We start from the raw sequence: 18,644 nt of genomic DNA, 5'->3' as shown, positions 1-18,644 counted from the left end.
GCCGCCGCCCTCGTTGAGCGTCCCGGCCCGGCGCCGCGGTGCCGTTGTCAGTGGTGCCCTCTAGTCTCGGCAGAGATGGCACAGGCATGGAAGTGCTCGGGGCTGCGATGGTCGGCGGACGGTCCCGTGCTGGTGTGGGACGGCGGGCGGCGCAGTGCGCTGACCTGGGGGAAACGCGTGGCCTTCGGGGTCGCGGAGGGGGGCGTGCGGACGTGTGTGGGGGCTCGGGGGCATGCGTGTCCGGCGCGGGTGGCCGTGCCGGGGCGGAGTACGGGGGCGCGGTGCGAGGAGTGTGCGCGGCTGGACCGGGCGCACTCCGTGGCCGCCGACACGATCGCGGACGACCCGCGGCCGTATCACGTATATCTGGCGTGGTTCGGGCCCGGCATGGTCAAGGTCGGGATCACGGCGGTGGAGCGGGGATCGGCCCGGCTGCTGGAGCAGGGTGCCGTCTGCTTCAGCTGGCTGGGTGCCGGGCCGCTCATGGCCGCGCGGCGTACCGAGGAGCTGCTGCGGGCCGCGCTGGGGGTGCCCGACCGGATTCCATACGCCGAGAAGCGGGCCGTGCGGGCCGCGTTGCCGCAGGCGGCGGCCGATCGGGCCGGTGAGGTCGCCGAGTTGCACGCGCGGGCGGTGGTGCTCGACGGGTGGCCGGAGTCGCTGGTGCGGGAGCCGCCGCGGGTTGTCGATCATGTCGAGGTGTTCGGGCTCGCCGGGTTGCCCGGTGCCGTCGGGGGCGTGAGCGAGCTGGTCGCCGGTGGGGTCGTGAGCGGGAAGCTGGTGGCTGCCGCCGGGCCCGATCTGCATCTGGCCACCGGGGGTGGGGTCGTGGTGCTCGATACGCGGTTGATGACCGGGTGGGAGCTGGTGCCCGACGGAGGCGCGGAACTGACCGTTCCAGTGCGGGAGTTCAAGGAGGAAGCGGGGGTGCAGGAGGGGTTGTTCTGATCAGTCCCTCGTGATCCGCCCAGCGGACCCACAGCTTCCCCCGCACCCCGCACAGCGGCCCCCACCGCCCGCACCCCGCCGGATCCCGGCATTCCCAGGCGTTCCCCAGGCGTTGCCTGAGAACCGCCTGTGCGTTTCTCAGGGAATTCACAGGTTGTCGAAAGGGTGCTCTCAGGGGTCCCCGACATCGTGTTCACATGACCACGACCTCGCCCCACGGGCGCACCGAACTGCTCAGGCCGGACGGGAGCCCCGTCCGCGTGCTTGTGGTGGACGACGAGCTGTCGATCACCGAACTGCTCTCCATGGCCCTTCGCTATGAGGGCTGGCAGATCCGGAGCGCGGGGGACGGCCAGGGCGCTGTCCAGACCGCGCGCGACTTCCGGCCCGACGCCGTCGTGCTCGACATGATGCTGCCCGACATGGACGGGCTGGCGGTTCTCGGGCGGCTGCGGCGGGAGCTGCCGGACGTGCCCGTGCTCTTCCTGACCGCCAAGGACGCCGTCGAGGACCGGATCGCCGGGCTCACGGCCGGTGGCGACGACTACGTCACCAAGCCGTTCAGCCTCGAAGAGGTCGTCGCGCGGCTGCGCGGGCTGATACGGCGGTCCGGTGCGGCCGACCGGCGCTCCGACTCCACGCTGGTCGTCGGCGACCTCACCCTCGACGAGGACAGCCACGAGGTGACCCGGGCCAGCGAGAACATCCACCTGACCGCGACCGAGTTCGAGCTGCTGCGGTTCCTGATGCGCAATCCGCGGCGCGTGCTCAGCAAGGCGCAGATCCTCGACCGCGTGTGGTCGTACGACTTCGGCGGGCAGGCCAATGTCGTCGAGCTGTACATCTCGTATCTGCGGCGGAAGATCGACGCCGGGCGCGAGCCGATGATCCACACCCGGCGTGGTGCCGGTTACCTGATCAAGCCCGCGGCGTCATGAGCGGGCGACGACGGACGCGTACGCAGCAGAGAGCGGGCAAGCAGGCGCGAGCGGGCAAGCCGCGCACTCTGCGGACGCGGCTCGTCGTCGCGTCCGTGGTGCTGATCGCCGTGGTGTGCGCGGTGATCGGGACCGTGACGACCCTCGCGCTCAGGTCGCATCTGTACGAGCAGCTGGACGCGAAGGTCGAGGACGCCGGCAAGCGGCTGTCGGGCCCCATGAAACCCGGGGGCGGGAAGGACGGAGACGGGCAGGACGGGGCCGGGGAGTCCGAGAACGGGAACTCCGGGACGGGGAACTCCGGGACCGGGGAGTCCGAGAACGGGAACTCCGGGACGGGGAACTCCGAGGCCGGGGAGTCCGGGACGGGGAACAGCGGGACCGAGGACTCCGGGACCGGGAACTCCGAGAACGGGAACTCCGGGACGGGGAACTCCGGGACGGGGGACTCCGAGAACGGGAACTCCGGCACCGGAAACAGCGGGACCGGGGACTCCGGGACCGGGCAGAGCGCGGAACAGCAGTACGTCGGATCGAAGGACAGGATCACCGGCTTCGCCGAGGGCCCCGCGCAGCCGGACACCGTCGCCGCCGAGGTCGGTGCCGACGGCAGTGTCACCCAGGCGGTCTTCGCCAAGGAGACCTCCAACGACAACGGCCCCTTCCAGCGGAACCTGCCCGTCGAGCTCAGCGACGAGCAGCAGGCCGCCCTCGCCGAGGTGCCGAAGACGCACGGCATGTACACCATCGACATCCCCGACCTCGGCGAGTACCGCGTGCAGTACGTCACCGAAGTCGACGGCAGCGGCAGCTACTACGTCGCCCTGCCCACCGAATCCGTCACCACCACCATCAACACCCTCATCCTCGTCGAGGTCAGCGTCACCGGCGCCGGACTGGTCGCCGCCGCCATCGCCGGTTCCGTGCTCATCGGCGTGGCCACCCGCCCTCTCCGAAGGGTCGCGGCCACCGCCACCCGCGTCTCCGAACTCCCCCTGCACACGGGCGAGGTGAACCTCAGCGAGCGTGTCCCCGACCCCGAGACCGACCCGCACACCGAGGTCGGACAGGTCGGCGCCGCGCTCAACCGGATGCTCGACCACGTCCACGGGGCGCTGCACGCACGGCAGCAGAGCGAGACAAGGGTCCGGCAGTTCGTCGCCGACGCCAGCCACGAGCTGCGCACCCCCCTCGCCTCCATCCGCGGATACGCGGAGCTGACCAGGCGCGGAAGAGAGGACGTCGGGCCCGACACCCGGCACGCGCTCGGGCGGATCGAGTCCGAGGCCGGGCGGATGACGCTGCTCGTCGAGGATCTGCTGCTGCTCGCGCGCCTGGACGCCGGGCGGCCGCTGCAGTTCGAGCAGACCGACCTCGTACCGCTCGTCGTGGACACCATCAGTGACGCCCGTGCCGCCGGCCAGGACCACAACTGGCGTCTCGACCTGCCCGACGAGCCCGCGCTCGTGTCGGCGGACGCGGCCCGGCTGCAACAGGTCCTCGTCAACCTGCTCGGCAACGCCCGTAATCACACGCCACCGGGCACGACCGTCACCGCCCGCGTGCAGCGACGCGGGCCCTGGCTGTGCGTGGACGTGGAGGACAACGGGCAGGGGATTCCCGCCGAGTTGCTGCCGCATGTCTTCGAACGGTTCGCGCGCGGCGACTCCGCGCGTTCCCGCAGCACCGGATCGACCGGTCTCGGCCTCGCCATCGTGCAGGCCGTGGCGACCGCGCACAGCGGTGCCGTGACCGTCGACAGCGTGCCCGGGCGGACCGTCTTCACGGTGCACCTGCCCGCGATCCCGGCCCAGCCGCAGCCGGAAATGAGCTGGCAACAGCACTCACAGGCACGCCACAGCGTCACCACATCGGTACAACAGGGCGCCTGACGAAAGTCGGTTCCATGCGAACCGATTCTTCTCCCGGCACCCTGCCGGCGCGGGAGCACCTCCCGGCCGCACCAGCCGGTACGCCTGTCCTGGACGTAGTGATCCCCGTCTACAACGAGGAGAAGGACCTCCAGCCGTGCGTCCGCAGACTCCACGAGCACCTCGTCAGGACGTTCCCGTACGCGTTCCGCATCACGATCGCGGACAACGCCTCCACGGACACCACCCCGCAGGTGGCGGCGCGGCTGGCGGCGGAGCTTCCCGAGGTCACCCTCTCCCGGCTGGAGCAGAAGGGCCGCGGCCGGGCGCTGCGGGCCGTCTGGTCGGCCTCCGACGCCCCGGTGCTGGCGTACATGGACGTGGACCTGTCCACCGACCTCAACGCCCTGCTCCCGCTGGTGGCGCCGCTGATCTCCGGCCACTCGGACCTCGCGATCGGCTCCCGGCTCGCCCGTAGCTCGCGCGTGGTGCGCGGCCCCAAGCGGGAGTTCATCAGCCGGGCGTACAACCTCATCCTGCGCGGCTCGCTCCAGGCCCGCTTCTCGGACGCCCAGTGCGGGTTCAAGGCGATCCGCCGGGACGTGGCGCAGGTGCTGCTGCCGCTCGTCGAGGACACCGGCTGGTTCTTCGACACCGAGATGCTGGTGCTCGCCGAGCGCGCCGGGCTCCGTATCCACGAGGTGCCGGTCGACTGGGTCGACGACCCCGACTCGACCGTGCACATCGTCAAGACCGCGACCGACGACCTCAAGGGCGTGTGGCGGATCGGCAGGGCCCTGGCCACCGGCTCGCTGCCGCTGGACCGCATCGCCCGGCCGTTCGGGGACGACCCGCGCGACCGCGAGATCAAGGACGTACCGAAGGGCCTGGCCCGCCAGCTCGTCGGGTTCTGCGTGGTCGGCGCCCTGTCCACCCTCTTCTACCTGCTGCTCTACAGCGGCTTCCGCGTCTTCACGGGGTCGCAGTTCGCCAACGCGCTCGCCCTGCTGGTCTCGGCGATCGCCAACACGGCGGCCAACCGGCGGCTCACCTTCGGGGTGCGCGGACGCGGCGGGGCCGTACGGCACCAGGCGCAGGGCCTGGTCGTCTTCGGCATCGGACTCGCCCTGACCAGCGGCTCACTCGCGGCGCTCAACGCGGCCACGTCCGAGCCCGCGCACTCCACCGAACTGGCGGTGCTCATCGCCGCCAACCTCGCGGCGACCGTGCTGCGTTTCCTGCTCTTCCGGGCGTGGGTGTTCCCGGACCGGCGCGACGGCGACCCGGTGGTGGCCGTCTCGCACACCCCGTCCTACCCGACCGTGCAGTACGGCGACTACGGCCCGCTCCCCCAGCGCACCCCCCAGTACGCGCACGACACCGTCGCCACCGCCCAGTGGGGGAGGGACGCCACCATGCAGCTCCAGCCGGTGCGCCCGCACGACACCGACCCGAGGGACTCCCGATGACGATCCACTACGACCAGCAGACCGCCGGCAGAGACACGAGTCCTGACACCTGGACCCGCCCCCCGGCACCCGCGCCCACCGAACCGGCCCCCGGTGACCCCAGGCGGCCCTTCGCGCAACGGCTCTGGCACGGCCGCCCCGAGGACCCCCGCTGGGCCCGCCCGGCCTTCCTCGGCCTGCTCCTCGTGACCACCGCGCTCTACCTCTACAACCTGAGCGCCTCCGGCTACGCCAACTCCTTCTACTCGGCGGCCGTCCAGGCCGGCAGCCAGTCCTGGAAGGCGTTCTTCTTCGGCTCGCTGGACGCGGCCAACGCCATCACCGTCGACAAGCCCCCGGCCGCGCTGTGGCCGATGGCCCTGGCGGTACGGCTCTTCGGACTCAGCTCCTGGGCGATCCTCGTCCCCGAGGTCCTCATGGGCGTCGGCACGGTCGCGGTCCTGTACGCGGCGGTGCGCCGCCGGTTCAGCCCCGCGGCCGGTCTGATCGCGGGCGCGGTGCTCGCGCTCACCCCCGTCGCCGCGCTGATGTTCCGCTTCAACAACCCCGACGCGATGCTGGCGCTGCTGATGGCCGCCGCCTGCTACTTCGTCATCCGGGGCCTGGAGGACGGCCGGACGAAGTGGCTGCTGTGGGCCGGTGCCGCGATCGGCTTCGCCTTCCTCGCCAAGACCCTCCAGGCCTTCCTGATCCTGCCGCCGCTCGCCCTCGTCTACGGCGTCTGCGCGCCGGTGACGGTGAAGAAGCGGATCGGTCAGCTCGCGGCGGGCCTGGCCGCGATCGTCGTCTCCGGCGGCTGGTGGGTCGCGATCGTCGAGCTGTGGCCCGCGTCGTCCCGCCCGTACATCGGCGGCTCGCAGAACAACAGCTTCCTTGAACTGACCTTCGGCTACAACGGCCTGGGCCGCCTCAACGGCGACGAGACCGGCAGCGTCGGTGGCGGCGGCGGGGGCGGCAACGGCGGCGGGGCCTGGGGCGAGACCGGCTGGGACCGGATGTTCAGCTCCTCCATCGGCGGCCAGATCTCCTGGCTGATCCCGGCCGCGCTGATCCTCCTCGTCGCCGGCCTGGTGGCCACGCGCAAGGCCCGCCGGACCTCCGCGACCCGCGGTGCGTTCCTGGTGTGGGGCGGCTCGCTGCTGATCACCATGGTGGTCTTCAGCTATATGCAGGGCATCTTCCACGAGTACTACACCGTGGCCCTCGCCCCCTACATCGCCCCGCTGATCGGCATGGGCGCGGCGCTGCTCTGGGAGAAGCGCGACAAGGCCTGGGCGTCGCTGACCCTGGCGGCCGCGATGACGGCCACCGCGGCCTGGGGATACGTCCTGCTCAACCGCTCCTCCGACTACCTGCCCTGGCTGAAGTGGCTCGTCCTGGTCGGCGGTCTGACCGCGGCCCTCGGCTTGGTCTTCGCCGGCCGGCTGGGCCGTCGACTGGCCCTGGGCGCCGCGGGGCTCGGCCTCGTCGCCGCGCTGGCCGGTCCGGCGGCGTACACCCTCACCACGCTGAACGAGGGACACTCCGGCTCGATCGTCACCGCGGGCCCGGCGGTCTCGGGCGGCCGTGGCGGCCCCGGCGGTGGCGGCGGCATGGGCGGTGGCCCGGGCGGCGGCGGCTTCCCCGGCGGGGGCCAGAACCAGCAGGGCCAGAACCAACAGGGTCAGCAGGGCCAAGGCCAAGGCCAGGGCCAGCCGCCCGACAACGGCAACGGCTTCCCCGGCGGCGGCCAGAACCAGCAGAACCAGCAGGGCAGGCAGAACGGCGACGGCCGTACGGGCGGCATGGGAGGCATGGGCGGTGGCGGCATGGGCGGCCTGCTCAACGGCGCCAGCGTCAGCTCCGAGGCCAAGGCGCTCCTGGAGAAGAACGCGGACGACTACACCTGGGCTGCGGCGGCCATCGGCGCCCAGAACGCGGCGAGTTACCAGCTCTCCACCGGAGACCCGGTGATGGCCATCGGCGGCTTCAACGGCACGGACCCGTCCCCGACGCTGGCCCAGTTCAAGCAGTACGTGGCGGACGGAAAGATCCACTACTTCATCAGCTCGGGCAGCGGCGGCGGCATGGGCGGCAGCAGCGACGGCACGTCCTCCCAGATCACCTCCTGGGTCGAGTCCACGTTCAAGAAGGTCACGGTCGGTTCGTCCACCTTCTACGACCTCACACAGAAGGCGAGCGGCTGACAGTCACCTGAGTACGGCGCGGCAGGACGAAGGGCGGTGGCCGAGAACCACCGCCCTTCGCCGCACCCAGCCGTAATCGCGTTGTACACCGTATGGGAACTGTTCTACGGTGTACAGCATGACGACGTCCCCCCAGGAACAGGCCCCACCCCAGACGGTTTCCGGCGGCCACCCTCAGCGCTGGCTGATCCTCGGTGTCATCTGCCTCGCGCAGCTCACCGTGCTGCTCGACAACACGATCCTGAACGTGGCGATCCCCTCGCTCACCCGCGAGATGGACGCCACGACCGCCGACGTCCAGTGGATGATGAACGCGTACGCGCTGGTCCAGTCCGGCCTGCTGCTCACCGCGGGCAACGCCGCCGACCGCTACGGCCGCAAGCGGCTGCTGATGTCGGGCCTGGCGATATTCGGCGTCGGCTCGCTGGCCGCCGGCCTCTCCCAGAGCCCGGGACAGCTGATCGCGGCCCGTGCGGGCATGGGCGTCGGCGGCGCGCTGCTGATGACCACGATCCTCGCCGTCGTCGTGCAGATCTTCGACGACAAGGAGCGGGTGAAGGCCATCGCGCTGTGGTCGACGGTCAGTTCACTCGGGTTCGCGGCCGGGCCGCTGATCGGCGGTGTGATGCTGAACCACTTCTGGTGGGGCGCCATCTTCCTGATCAACATCCCGGTCGCCGTGCTCGGCCTGATCGCGGTCGCCGCGCTCGTCCCGGAGTCCAAGCACAAGGAGGGCGACCGGCCCGACCTGGTCGGCGCGGTGCTGTCGACCATCGGCATGACGTCGTGCGTGTACGCGATCATCACCGGGCCCGAGCACGGCTGGACGTCCGGCCAGGTGCTGGTCTCCGCGCTGCTCGGCCTGGCCGTACTCGGCCTGTTCGTCATGTGGGAGCTGCGCATCGACAACCCCATGCTCGACATGCACTTCTTCCGCAACCAGAAGTTCGTGGGCGCGGTCGCGGGCACGATCCTCGTGGCGTTCGGCATGACGGGGTCGCTGTTCCTGCTCACGCAGCACCTCCAGTTCGTCCTCGGCTACGAGCCGCTGGACGCCGGGCTGCGGACCGCGCCGCTGGCGCTGACCGTCGTCGTGCTCAACTTCACCGGGCTCGGGGCGAAGCTGGTGCTCAAGGCCGGTACGCCGGCGGCCATCGCGCTCGGTATGACCCTGGTGTCCGCGGGGCTGGCGGCGATCGCGCTGTTCGGCGGGCACGGGTACGGCGGGATGCTGCTCGGTCTGATCGTCATGGGCGCGGGTGTGGCGCTGTCCATGCCGGCCATGGCCAACGCGATCATGAGTGCGATTCCGCCCGAGAAGGCGGGAGTGGGAGCGGGGATCAACGGGACGCTCGCGGAGTTCGGCAACGGGTTGGGGGTCGCCGTGCTGGGCGCGGTGCTCAACTCGCGGTTCGCGTCCCTGGTCGCCGTGTCCGCGGCGTCGTTGCCCGCGGCGCTGGCGTCGGCGGACTCGGCGGAGGAGAAGGCCCGGATCTCCGACGCGTTCGCCTCCGGCCTGGAGAGCAGTCAGCTGGTGGGGGCGGTGGCCGTTCTGCTGGGTGGTTTGGTCGCGGCGGCGTTGCTGCGGCGGGCCGAGCGGGCAGAGTCCGCGTAGGAGCTCGGGGCGTGCGGTGGTCTTGCGGGTGCGCGGCGGAGCCGCAGATCGACACCGCCCCGCGCCCCAGGCAAGGACGGGGCGCCTAGCATGATCGGCATCAGCAAGTCGAGGAAGGTGCGCCATGGCGAAAGCAGCCGACGAAGCCGCGCGGAGCAGTGTGTGGCTGGACGGCAAGGCGCATCGGCGGCGCGGCGGGGGACAGCCCTCGGGGCTCGACCGGGCGCGCATCATCGAGGTCACCGTGCGGCTGCTCGACGCCGAGGGGCTGGCCAGGTTCTCGATGCGGCGGCTGGCCGGCGAGCTGAACGTCACCGCGATGTCCGTCTACTGGTACGTCGACACCAAGGACGACCTCCTCGAACTCACCCTGGACGAGGCCATGGGCGAGGTGCGGCTGCCCGAGGCGGAAGTCGACGAGGACTGGCGCGACCAGGTGCGTGCCCTCGCCCGGGAGTACCGCGGGCTGCTGGTGCGCCACCCCTGGGTGTCGCAACTGGTCGGCACCTACCTCAACATCGGTCCCCACAACCTGGCGTACTCAAGGGCTGTGCAGCGCGTTGTCCGCAGGACCGGGCTGCCCGCGAACCGGCTGACGAGCACCATCTCGGCGGTCTTCCAGTTCGTCTACGGGTACGGCACGCTCGAGGGCCATCTCTCCACCCGGGCCGCGGCCGCGGGCATGACCCTGGACGAGTACTTCCAGGACGCCATGAGCACGGCGACCGAGTCCCCGCAGGCCGCCGACCTCATCCGCGACTCCCAGGAGATGATGGCGGCCCGCGGCGGCGACACGGTGGCGGAGATGCTGGAGCGGGACTTCGAGTTCGCGCTGGAACTGCTGATCGCCGGCATCGAGACGATCGTCGCCCGCTCCTGAGCCGCCGTCGGGGCCAGGGCCTGCCCTACTCCCCTTCCACCAGCCGCGCCGGGAACCCGCCCGTCGCCACCGGCCCCCACCGCTCCGGCGTGATCCGGATGATCGACTTGCCCTGCTTGACCATGGCCGCGCGGTACTCGTCCCAGTCGGGGTGCTCACCGGCGATGTTCCGGTAGTACTCCACGAGCGGTTCGATGGAGTCGGGGGTGTCGACGACCTCGGCGGTGCCGTCGACCTGTACCCACGGGCCGTTCCAGTCGTCGCTCAGGACGATCAGGCTCACGCGCGGGTCCCGCTTGGCGTTGCGGGTCTTGGCCCGCTCCGGGTACGTGGAGACCACGATCCGGCCGGAGTCGTCGACACCGCAGGTCAGCGGCGAGCCCTGGGGGCCGTCGTCGGACCGCCGGGTCAGCAGGATCGCGTGGTGCCGGGGCCGTACGAAGTCGAGCAACTCGTCGAGGGAGACACGGGTGTTCGTCGCGATGTTCGGTGCCATGGGCGGCAGCCTACGACGCCATGGCCTCCGCGAGGTTGTCGTACACGGGGACGTCGCGGCGCAGTCCGGTCAGCTCCAGGACGCTGCTCGTGACGCCGTCGGGCCGGGCCACCAGACGTACCCGGGCCCCGGGGCGCAGCCGGTGGCGGATGTCGTTGATGAGGCGGACGCCCTGGGAGTCCATGAAGGACGTGCAGGAGAGGTCGAGGACGAGCAGTTCCAGCCGGTCGCCACGGTCCCGGGCCGCGGACATGACGATCGGGAGCAGCTCCGCGGCGTTGCAGAAGTCGATCTCCGCGGGCATCGTGAGGTAGACACGGCCGGGCAGGTCCCGCGGTTCGGTGGGATTCGGGATGAAAGTCACAGCACTCACCTGGCAGACGTTCGTCCGGATTCCGGTAAGGCCGCTTCCTGACCCCTGGGCCCATTCCACCACGCCGGGGCGCGGCTGCGGAAGCGCCTGTCGCGGCCGTCGGCCGGACGTCACCTGGACGCAACCGAGCAGCTAGAGTGCTGTCCGTCCTGTGCTCGCAGTCGGGAATGTGCTGCGGAGCTCTCCTGCGCACGGCCATGGCCGTGCATGCCGAAGAGGTTCGTGGTGGCTGCGTCCGACTTTCCTGATTTGCCCCGTTTTCCGGTTGGCTCCGAGCTGGCCGATGCCCTGACGGTGGCGTCTCAGCAGCTGCACGAGACGCTCACCCCCCACAACACCCTGCGCACGGCCGTCCGGCTGGCCGTGCACCTCATGCCCGGGGCCGAGCACGCAGGCGTCTCCGTGCTCGAGCGCGGCAGCCGGCTCCGTACGCTCGCCTGGACCGACGAGGTCGTGCGCTCCGCCGAGGCCCGGCACACCGGCCGCGAACCGCACGGGCACTGGGAGCGGTTGTGGAACAGCCCGGTGGCGCGGACCGAGGACAGCGACGCGGACGACGGCTGGGACGTGCTGTCGGCCCTGGGCCTGCGCTCGGCGCTGTCGCTGCGGCTGCGCGCCGACCGCCGCCGGCTGACCGTGCTCACGGCCTACGCGCGCAAGCCGGGCGTCTTCGACGAGGACGCGACGCGCATCGGCCGGCTGTTCACCGCGCACGTCTCCATCGCCCTGGACTCCGCGACCGTGCGCGAGCAGCTCACCGAGGCCATGCACACCCGGGACCTGATCGGCCAGGCCACCGGCATCCTCATGGAGCGCCAGGGCATCGACGCGGCCGCGGCCTTCGAGAGCCTGGTGCGGGCCTCCCAGCGGGAGAACGTGAAACTCCGCGACATCGCCCGCCGCATCGTCGGCACGCACAACGGCACCTGACGTGAGCCCGGTTACGTCGGGGGCGTGGGCGCGAGCCGACGGGATACACGTACGGTCATGAGTTCCGAGACGTCCGACACGCTGGACCAGGCGATGGTGCGCAGCAGCGGTCTCGACACCCTGCTGCACGATCTGACCGACCGTGCGGTGCGAGCGGTGCCGGGCGCCGTCGCGTGCAGTATCACGGTGCGCCGGGCCGGGCGGCTGCTCACCCTGGCCGGCAGCGACGGTCTGCCCAGCGGCCTGGACCTGCGCCAGTACGAGAACGGTTCGGGCCCCTGCGTCGAGGCCGCCGAGACCGGCGCCGAGCAGTACAGCGCCGATCTGACGGCGGAGTCCCGCTGGCCCTCGTACACGCGGTACGCCCTGTCCGTGGGCGTCCGATGTGTGCTGGCCGTGCCCATCGCCATCGAGGGCGAGACGGGCGCGGCGCTCAACTTCTACGGCGAGCGGCCCGGGGCGCTGGGCGCGGACCGGGAGGCGGCCCGCGCCTTCGCGGCCCGGACCGGGGACGCGATCGACGTGGCGCTGCGGATCGAACGGGGGCGCCAGTCGGCGGCCGACGTGCGCACCGCGCTGCTCTCCCGCAGCGTCATCGACCAGGCGATCGGCATCCTCATGGCCCGGGAGCGGATCGACGCGCGTATCGCGCTGGAGCGGCTGCGCCGGGTGTCGCAGGACCGGAACGTCAAACTCCGCGACCTGTGCGACCAGTTGGTGGCGAGAGTGTCCCGGCCGTCCGGCCCGGCCTCAGACAGCCGGAAGTGACTCGCCCTGCACGGCCTGGATGTCCAGCTCCACCTTGAGCGTCGTGCCGATGGCGGCGATGCCCGCCTGGAGGACCTGGTTGTAGTTCATCGCGAAGTCCTCGCGGTGCAGTTCGGTCGTGGCGCGGAACGCCGCGCGGGTGCCGCCCCACGGGTCCGGGCCCGTGCCGAGGTAGGCCAGGTCGAGATCCACGGGCCGTACGACACCGTGCATGCCCAGCTCCCCGTGCACGGTCCACCGGTCGGAACCGGCCGCCGTCAGCCCGGTCGACCGGTAGGTGATCTCGGGGAACCGCTCGACGTCGAGGAAGTCCGGCGACTTCAGGTGCCCGTCGCGCATGCCGTTGCCGGTGTCGACGGACGCGGCCCGGATCACCGCCTCCACACGGGACTTGGTGACGTCGTCCGGGGCGATCTCGATCGAGCCGGAGAACTCCGTGAACCGGCCGTGCACGCTGGAGATGCCCAGGTGCTGGGCCACGGCGGCGACGCTGGAGTGCACCGGGTCGACGGTCCACGGGCCGGGCGGCGGCAGTTCGGTGCCGCCCTGCCGCGCCAGCGTCACCGAGCCGACCTCGGCCCGCCCGCTCGCGGTCACGATCACACTGGAGGCCGCGGGCGCGTAGCCCACAGCCGTGACGATGACGGTGTACGCCCCTGCCTCCAGCGGTGTCGCGTCCCGTACGGCGCCCTCCGCGTCGGCCTCGGCCCGCAGCACCTGCGCGCCCCTCATGTCCGCCACCGTGACGACCGCGTGCGACACGGCCCAACCGTCCCGGGTACGGATCCTCGCGGTCAGTCCCATCTCAGCTACTCCTCATCAAAGAAACCGGCCCGCGACAGGGGGCGCACCTCCGCTCGGAGCGCGCCCACCTGTCACGGGCCGGGGTCGTCGCTACTCGCCGGGGTGGGCGAGTTCGATGTCGTGGCCCTCGGCGCCGGCGCCCGTGACCGTCAGGGCGGTGGCCACCGGCGGGTAGCCCGTGGCGATGACGGTGTACTCGCCGCCGTCCAGGTCGGTGAAGGCGTACGCCCCGTCCGTGCCGGTCGTGGCCGAGCCGACGACATTGCCCGCCTGGTCGACCAGCGTCACCCGGGCATCGGCCAGCGGCCCGTGCGGAGCCCGCACGACGCCCTGGACGCGAGCGCCCGAGTCCAGATCTATCTCGACCCGGGTGACCCCGGTGCCGCCCACCTCGACGGGCAGGGCACGCGGCCGGTACCCGGCGGCGTTCACCGCGACGGTCACCGCCCCCGGCACCAGCTCGGCGAAGGTGAAGTCGCCCTGCTCACCGGTGGTCCCGGTGGCCAGCAGGTCCCCGCGCACATCCGTCACGATGACCATCGCGTCCTTCACCGGCAGCCCGTTCTCGGCGGCCCGCACCAGACCGGTCAGCCCGCTGGTGCCGCTGAGCAGGATGTCGTAGGCGACCGGCTCGCCGTTCACCACGACCGTGGACGCCTGCGGCTGGAAGCCGTCGGCGGAGGCGATCAGGACGTACGAACCGGAGCCCGGGGCGTCCACCGCGTACGAGCCGTCGGCCTGCGCCACGGACCGGCCCAGCTGACGCCCGGCCAGCGAGATCAGCGTGACGGCGGCCTGCGGCACGGGCGCGGACTCGGCGCCGCGGACGAACCCCCGTACGGGAACGCCGGTGACGCCGCCCGAGTCCCCCGGCCGGACCGCGGCGGCGACGGCGGCGAGCCGCTGCGTGCCCTCGGTCCCGCTCCCGTCGACTCCGTCGACCCCGTCGCCAGCCTCGGTCCCGTCCACGGCCCAGCTCGGCACGGCCTTCACCGCGGCGGAAGCCGAGGCCTCGCCGGAAGCCGGGGCCTCCGCAGCCGCCTCCGGCTCGGCGGCCTGCGCCAGCGCGCCCTTCGTCTTCAACGGGACCTCCTTGATGAACAGCGCCACCAGCAGGGCGAGCAGCGCCATCGGGGCCGAGTACAGGAACACGTCCGCGACACCGTGGCCGTAGGCGCTCTCCACGACGGTGCGCAGCGGCGCGGGCATCGCGTCGAGGTCGGGGATGCCGCCCCCGCCCGTGCCGGCGTGGCCGAGGGCCGCGCCCTTGGGGCCGAGGTCGGCGAGGCCGTCCTTGACGTAGTCGGTGATCTTGTTGCCCAGGACCGCGCCCAGCGCCGAGACGCCCACGGCACCGCCCAGGGACCGGAAGAAGGTCACCGTGGAGCTGGCGGCACCCAGGTCGCCCGGCTCCACCTGGTTCTGCGTGCAGAGCACCAGGTTCTGCATCATCATGCCGATGCCGAGACCCAGCAGCGCCATGAAGATCGCGATGTGCCAGTACTCGGTGTCGTACCGGATCGTGCTCAGCAGGCCGAGGCCCGCGGTCACCAGCACACCACCGGCGACCAGCCACCCCTTCCAGCGCCCGGTGCGGGTGATGACCTGCCCGGAGACGGTAGAGGAGACGAAAAGCCCCGCGATCATCGGAATGGTCATGACCCCGGACATCGTCGGCGACTTGTCCCGCGCCAGCTGGAAGTACTGGCTGAAGAACACGGTCCCCGAGAACATCGCGACACCGACGAACAGGGAGGCGACGGAGGCCAGCGTGATGGTCCGGTTGCGGAACAGCCGCAGCGGAATGATCGGCTCACTGGCCTTCGCCTCGACGAGCACGAACACCGCCAGCAGCACGACCGAACCGCCGACCATCGCGTACGTCTGCCAGGACAGCCAGTCGTACTTGTCACCGGCGAAGGTCACCCAGACCAGCAGCAGGCAGACGGCCGCGCTGATGAAGAAGGCGCCGGCCCAGTCGACCTTGACCTTCCGCTTCACCACGGGCAGGTGCAGGGTCTTCTGCAGCACGATCAGGGCGATCACGGCGAAGGGCACGCCGACGTAGAAGCACCAGCGCCAGCCGAGCCAGTCGGTGTCGGTGATGACACCGCCGACCAGCGGCCCGCCGACCATGGCGGTGGCGAACGTGGCACCCAGGTAGCCGTTGTACCGGCCGCGCTCACGCGGCGAGATCATCGCCGCCATGATGATCTGGGCCAGCGCGGACAGACCGCCCATGCCGATGCCCTGGACCGCGCGGAACGCGATGAGCATGCCGGGGTTCTGCGACATGCCCGCCGCCGCCGACCCCAGCACGAAGACGACCAGGGCGACCTGGATCAGCAGCTTCTTGGAGAACAGGTCGGCGAGCTTGCCCCACAGCGGGGTGGACGCGGTCATCGTCAGCAGGGACGCGGTCACGACCCAGGTGTAGGCGCTCTGGCCGCCACCGAGGTCGCCGATGATCCGGGGCAGGGCGTTGGAGACGATCGTCGACGACAGGATCGCGACGAACATGCCGAGCAGGAGGCCGGTGAGGGCCTCCATGATCTGCCGGTGCGTCATCGGTGCGCCGTCGCCGGAGGGACTGTGCGAGCCTCCCCCGTGCTTGGCATGAGCCCGCACACCGGCTGGTGTGGTCGTTGCCATGGGCTTCCTTTTCTTACGTGCTTGCGGGTGTACGGGTGGTCTGTGCGACAGCGGGTGGTGCCGCCCGGGGCGCGGGCCGGCAGTCGAAGCTCTCCCGCAGCCGTGCCATCAGCTGCGTGAGCCGGCGGACGTCCTCGTCGGACCAGTCGCTCAGGCGCTCTTCCAGCACCTCGGTGGTCCGCCGGGACAGCTCGTCGAGCTGTGCGTCGCCCGCGGGGGTGAGGCGCAGGATGCGTGAGCGTTTGTCCGCGGGGTCGGGGGAGCGTTCGATCCAGCCCCGGTCCACGACGTGCGCGACATGGCGGCTGGTGACCGACATGTCCACCGCGAGCAGCTCGGCGAGCTTGCTCATGCGCATGTCGCCGTGGCGGCCCAGCAGGGTCAGAACGGCTGCCGACCCGCCGGGGCATTCGGCCGGCATGATCCGGCCGAGCTCCCGCTTCACGGCACCGAAGGCACTGAACTGGCGGACCAGCTCTTCGTACTGCGCCCTCTCGGCCATGACACCTCCCGCTTTCGTTGCTTAGGGCAACCATAGAAGCTGTTGGTTGCTACAGGCAAATAAAGAAGGTGAATGCGGCATCAAAACTTGGCAAAGGCAAGTATTGCGACAGTAAATGTGCAGGTGGCGAGCCTGGCGGTACGGGTCAGGCGGGGGCAAACGGAAGACCAACCCCCACTTGGGGAGCCCCGGCGTTTTCGCTAGGGTCTCGGGCCATGGCTAACAACCAGGCCCCCCAGGGCAATCACGACCCTGCCGGCAACACCCAGATGTTCCGCGCGTTCGTCGACGAGGCGCCGCAGGGGCGGCAGGCCGCGGCGACGTCCGCCGGCGGCGGCCCGCGCATCGGCCTCATCCTCGGCGTCGTCGCCGCCGTAGCGGTGGTCGCGGCGGTGGCTTGGCTGGCACTGGCGTAAGGCGCCCTCCCCCACCACCCAACCCGTGCCGCCCTGCGGGCAACTCCAGGCCTTTGAGGCACTGGGGGAGACACGCCTGCCCGCAGCGGCCTCAGCCGAGACATGCCCGCACCCGCGTACGGCGAGAAGGGGACGTGTCGGGGGGTGTCCGCCCGCAGCGGTTGTCGCGTCAACGAACAGCCAGTCGGCGTGACACCCCATCGCGACGTTCCGAGGACGGACACCCCCCGACGCGGCCCCGACCCACGACGAAGCGACAGGCGCCCTACGACGATGCCGCAGGCGGGCTCGCGACGAAGCCGCAGGCGCCCCACGGCGAGCCGCAGGCGGCGCACGACGAAGTCGCCACGCTAACGATGCCGCATAGCCAGGCGACGATGCCTCAGGCGGGTTCGCGATGAAGCCGGGGGCGTCCACGGCGAACCGTAGGCGGCTCCACGACGGAGTCCGCGTTCCACGGTGATGCCCCGGGCGGGTTCGCGGGGAAGCTGGAGGTGCCGCACGGCGAGTCGCAGGCGGTATCACGACTAGGTCGCCGCGTTCCACGACGATGCCGCAGAGCCCAGGCGAACGAAGTCCTCATGCGGGCTCGCGGGGAAGCTGGAGGTGCCGCACGGCGGGCCGTAGGCGGCTCCACGACGGAGTCCGCGTTCCACGGCGAAGTCGCGGAGTCAGGCGACGAAGCCCCGGGCGGGCTTGCGGCGAAGGTGGAAGGCGCCGCACGGCCGACCGTGGGCGGCGCCACGGCGAGGGCCGTGGGGCCGCCCGGGGCGTCAGTCCGAGATCAGGCCTTCCCGCAGCTGCGCCAGCGTCCGCGTCAGCAGGCGGGAGACGTGCATCTGCGAGATGCCGACCTCCTCGCCGATCTGCGACTGGGTCATGTTCGCGAAGAACCGCAGCATGATGATCCGCCGCTCACGAGGCGGCAGCTTGGCCAGCAGCGGCTTCAGGGACTCGCGGTACTCCACGCCCTCCAGCGCGGTGTCCTCGTACCCCAGCCGGTCCGCCAGCGACCCCTCGCCGCCGTCGTCCTCCGGCGCCGGCGAGTCCAGCGAGGACGCCGTGTACGCGTTCCCCACCGCCAGCCCGTCGACGACGTCCTCCTCGGACACCCCGAGCACGGCCGCGAGTTCGGTGACCGTGGGAGACCGGTCCAGCTTCTGCGAGAGCTCGTCACTGGCCTTGGTCAGCGCGAGCCGCAGCTCCTGCAGGCGCCGCGGCACCCGCACCGACCACGACGTGTCGCGGAAGAACCGCTTGATCTCCCCGACCACCGTCGGCATCGCGAACGTCGGGAACTCCACCCCGCGTTCGCAGTCGAACCGGTCGATCGCCTTGATCAGCCCGATCGTGCCGACCTGGACGATGTCCTCCATCGGCTCGTTCCGCGACCGGAACCGCGCCGCTGCGTACCGCACCAGCGGCAGGTTGAGCTCGATCAGAGTGTCACGGACATACGCACGCTCGGGGCTGTCCTCGTCGAGCGCGGCCAGCCGCAGGAACAGGGAGCGGGACAGGGTGCGGGTGTCGATGGCGCCCGCGGTAGGAATCACCGGGGCGGGCTCGGCCGCCAGGACGGCCGGAGCATCATCGATGGGGCCGAGTGAGTCGAGAGCATGGGGAGCTGTCTCGCTCTCCGCGAGCGTGAGCACCTTCGAGCTGCCCTGTTCTGCGGACATGCCACCCCCTTTGGGTCGCGGGACGGTCGCGGCGAACGCTCCCGTCTGAGGAACGCAGCCTTCACCTGAATACCGGAACCGAAGCCCCGGCAAACGCGCTTCCCGCAGAATGTCACA

The 18,644-nt window shown here is 71.2% G+C and carries 16 protein-coding genes; 10 read left to right on the top strand and 6 right to left on the bottom strand.

Annotated features, from left to right (window positions below; all coding sequences use genetic code 11):
• Positions 1-75 precede the first annotated feature (75 nt).
• The 7 genes from ACZ6I3_RS18955 (at position 76) to ACZ6I3_RS18925 (ending at position 9,907) form a co-directional block, all read left to right on the top strand.
• Positions 76-948 (top strand): DUF2797 domain-containing protein, encoded by an 873-nt coding sequence (locus ACZ6I3_RS18955; RefSeq protein WP_469415837.1) that lies wholly within the window; start codon positions 76-78, stop codon positions 946-948.
• A gap of 197 nt (positions 949-1,145) precedes the next feature.
• Positions 1,146-1,886 carry a response regulator transcription factor gene (locus tag ACZ6I3_RS18950; RefSeq protein ID WP_469415836.1) on the top strand — a complete coding sequence of 247 codons (741 nt, stop codon included), beginning with the start codon at positions 1,146-1,148 and terminating at the stop codon, positions 1,884-1,886.
• Entirely contained in the window at positions 1,883-3,778 is a 1,896-nt protein-coding gene (locus tag ACZ6I3_RS18945; RefSeq protein ID WP_469415834.1) for an ATP-binding protein, read from the top strand. The genes ACZ6I3_RS18950 and ACZ6I3_RS18945 overlap by 4 nt, the downstream gene beginning before the upstream one ends.
• Positions 3,779-3,792: 14 nt before the next feature.
• On the top strand, positions 3,793-5,226 hold the full coding sequence (locus ACZ6I3_RS18940; protein WP_469415833.1) for a bifunctional glycosyltransferase family 2/GtrA family protein: 1,434 nt from the start codon (positions 3,793-3,795) through the stop codon (positions 5,224-5,226).
• Positions 5,223-7,412: an ArnT family glycosyltransferase gene (locus tag ACZ6I3_RS18935; protein ID WP_469415832.1), complete on the top strand. Its 2,190-nt coding sequence runs from the start codon at positions 5,223-5,225 to the stop codon at positions 7,410-7,412. Before ACZ6I3_RS18940 ends, ACZ6I3_RS18935 begins: the two co-directional genes overlap by 4 nt.
• Before the next feature lie 118 nt (positions 7,413-7,530).
• Positions 7,531-9,027 (top strand): MFS transporter, encoded by a 1,497-nt coding sequence (locus ACZ6I3_RS18930; protein ID WP_469415830.1) that lies wholly within the window; start codon positions 7,531-7,533, stop codon positions 9,025-9,027.
• Between the two features lie 124 nt (positions 9,028-9,151).
• Positions 9,152-9,907, top strand: a complete 756-nt coding sequence (locus ACZ6I3_RS18925; protein ID WP_469415829.1) for a TetR/AcrR family transcriptional regulator — start codon at positions 9,152-9,154, stop codon at positions 9,905-9,907.
• 25 nt (positions 9,908-9,932) lie between these two features.
• Here the strand turns inward: ACZ6I3_RS18925 and ACZ6I3_RS18920 are convergent, their stop codons facing one another.
• Both ACZ6I3_RS18920 and ACZ6I3_RS18915 read right to left on the bottom strand, forming a co-directional pair.
• Positions 9,933-10,403 (bottom strand): PPOX class F420-dependent oxidoreductase, encoded by a 471-nt coding sequence (locus ACZ6I3_RS18920; protein WP_469415827.1) that lies wholly within the window; start codon positions 10,401-10,403, stop codon positions 9,933-9,935.
• Positions 10,404-10,413: 10 nt separating this feature from the next.
• Positions 10,414-10,767 carry an STAS domain-containing protein gene (locus ACZ6I3_RS18915; RefSeq protein ID WP_469416030.1) on the bottom strand — a complete coding sequence of 118 codons (354 nt, stop codon included), beginning with the start codon at positions 10,765-10,767 and terminating at the stop codon, positions 10,414-10,416.
• 216 nt (positions 10,768-10,983) lie between these two features.
• On the opposite strand from ACZ6I3_RS18915, the gene ACZ6I3_RS18910 reads away from it, so the two are divergent.
• Together ACZ6I3_RS18910 and ACZ6I3_RS18905 are read left to right on the top strand one after the other, a co-directional pair.
• The gene (locus ACZ6I3_RS18910; RefSeq protein ID WP_469415825.1) at positions 10,984-11,706 is read left to right on the top strand and encodes an ANTAR domain-containing protein; all 723 of its coding nucleotides are present in this window, start codon (positions 10,984-10,986) and stop codon (positions 11,704-11,706) included.
• Between the two features lie 57 nt (positions 11,707-11,763).
• A complete protein-coding gene (locus tag ACZ6I3_RS18905) occupies positions 11,764-12,474 on the top strand; it encodes a GAF and ANTAR domain-containing protein (RefSeq protein WP_469415824.1) in 711 nt (236 codons plus the stop codon).
• Here the strand turns inward: ACZ6I3_RS18905 and ACZ6I3_RS18900 are convergent.
• The 3 genes from ACZ6I3_RS18900 to ACZ6I3_RS18890 form a co-directional block, all read right to left on the bottom strand.
• The gene (locus ACZ6I3_RS18900) at positions 12,457-13,278 is read right to left on the bottom strand and encodes a YceI family protein (RefSeq protein WP_469415822.1); all 822 of its coding nucleotides are present in this window, start codon (positions 13,276-13,278) and stop codon (positions 12,457-12,459) included. The two genes, ACZ6I3_RS18905 and ACZ6I3_RS18900, sit on opposite strands and share 18 nt — an antisense overlap.
• Before the next feature lie 90 nt (positions 13,279-13,368).
• Complete coding sequence (locus ACZ6I3_RS18895) at positions 13,369-15,846, bottom strand: MFS transporter (protein ID WP_469416028.1); 2,478 nt, start codon at positions 15,844-15,846, stop codon at positions 13,369-13,371.
• Between the two features lie 97 nt (positions 15,847-15,943).
• Complete coding sequence (locus tag ACZ6I3_RS18890; RefSeq protein ID WP_382833805.1) at positions 15,944-16,432, bottom strand: MarR family winged helix-turn-helix transcriptional regulator; 489 nt, start codon at positions 16,430-16,432, stop codon at positions 15,944-15,946.
• Between the two features lie 215 nt (positions 16,433-16,647).
• Between ACZ6I3_RS18890 and ACZ6I3_RS18885 the strand changes: the two genes are divergently transcribed.
• A complete protein-coding gene (locus ACZ6I3_RS18885) occupies positions 16,648-16,848 on the top strand; it encodes a hypothetical protein (RefSeq protein ID WP_184593622.1) in 201 nt (66 codons plus the stop codon).
• Positions 16,849-17,621: 773 nt separating this feature from the next.
• Here ACZ6I3_RS18885 and ACZ6I3_RS18880 read toward each other — a convergent pair.
• Positions 17,622-18,527: an RNA polymerase sigma factor SigF gene (locus ACZ6I3_RS18880; protein ID WP_382492514.1), complete on the bottom strand. Its 906-nt coding sequence runs from the start codon at positions 18,525-18,527 to the stop codon at positions 17,622-17,624.
• Positions 18,528-18,644 lie beyond the last annotated feature (117 nt).

It is taken from the genome of Streptomyces sp. NPDC041940, from assembly GCF_055589465.1.
This window is presented reverse-complemented; position numbering and strand designations above follow the sequence as displayed.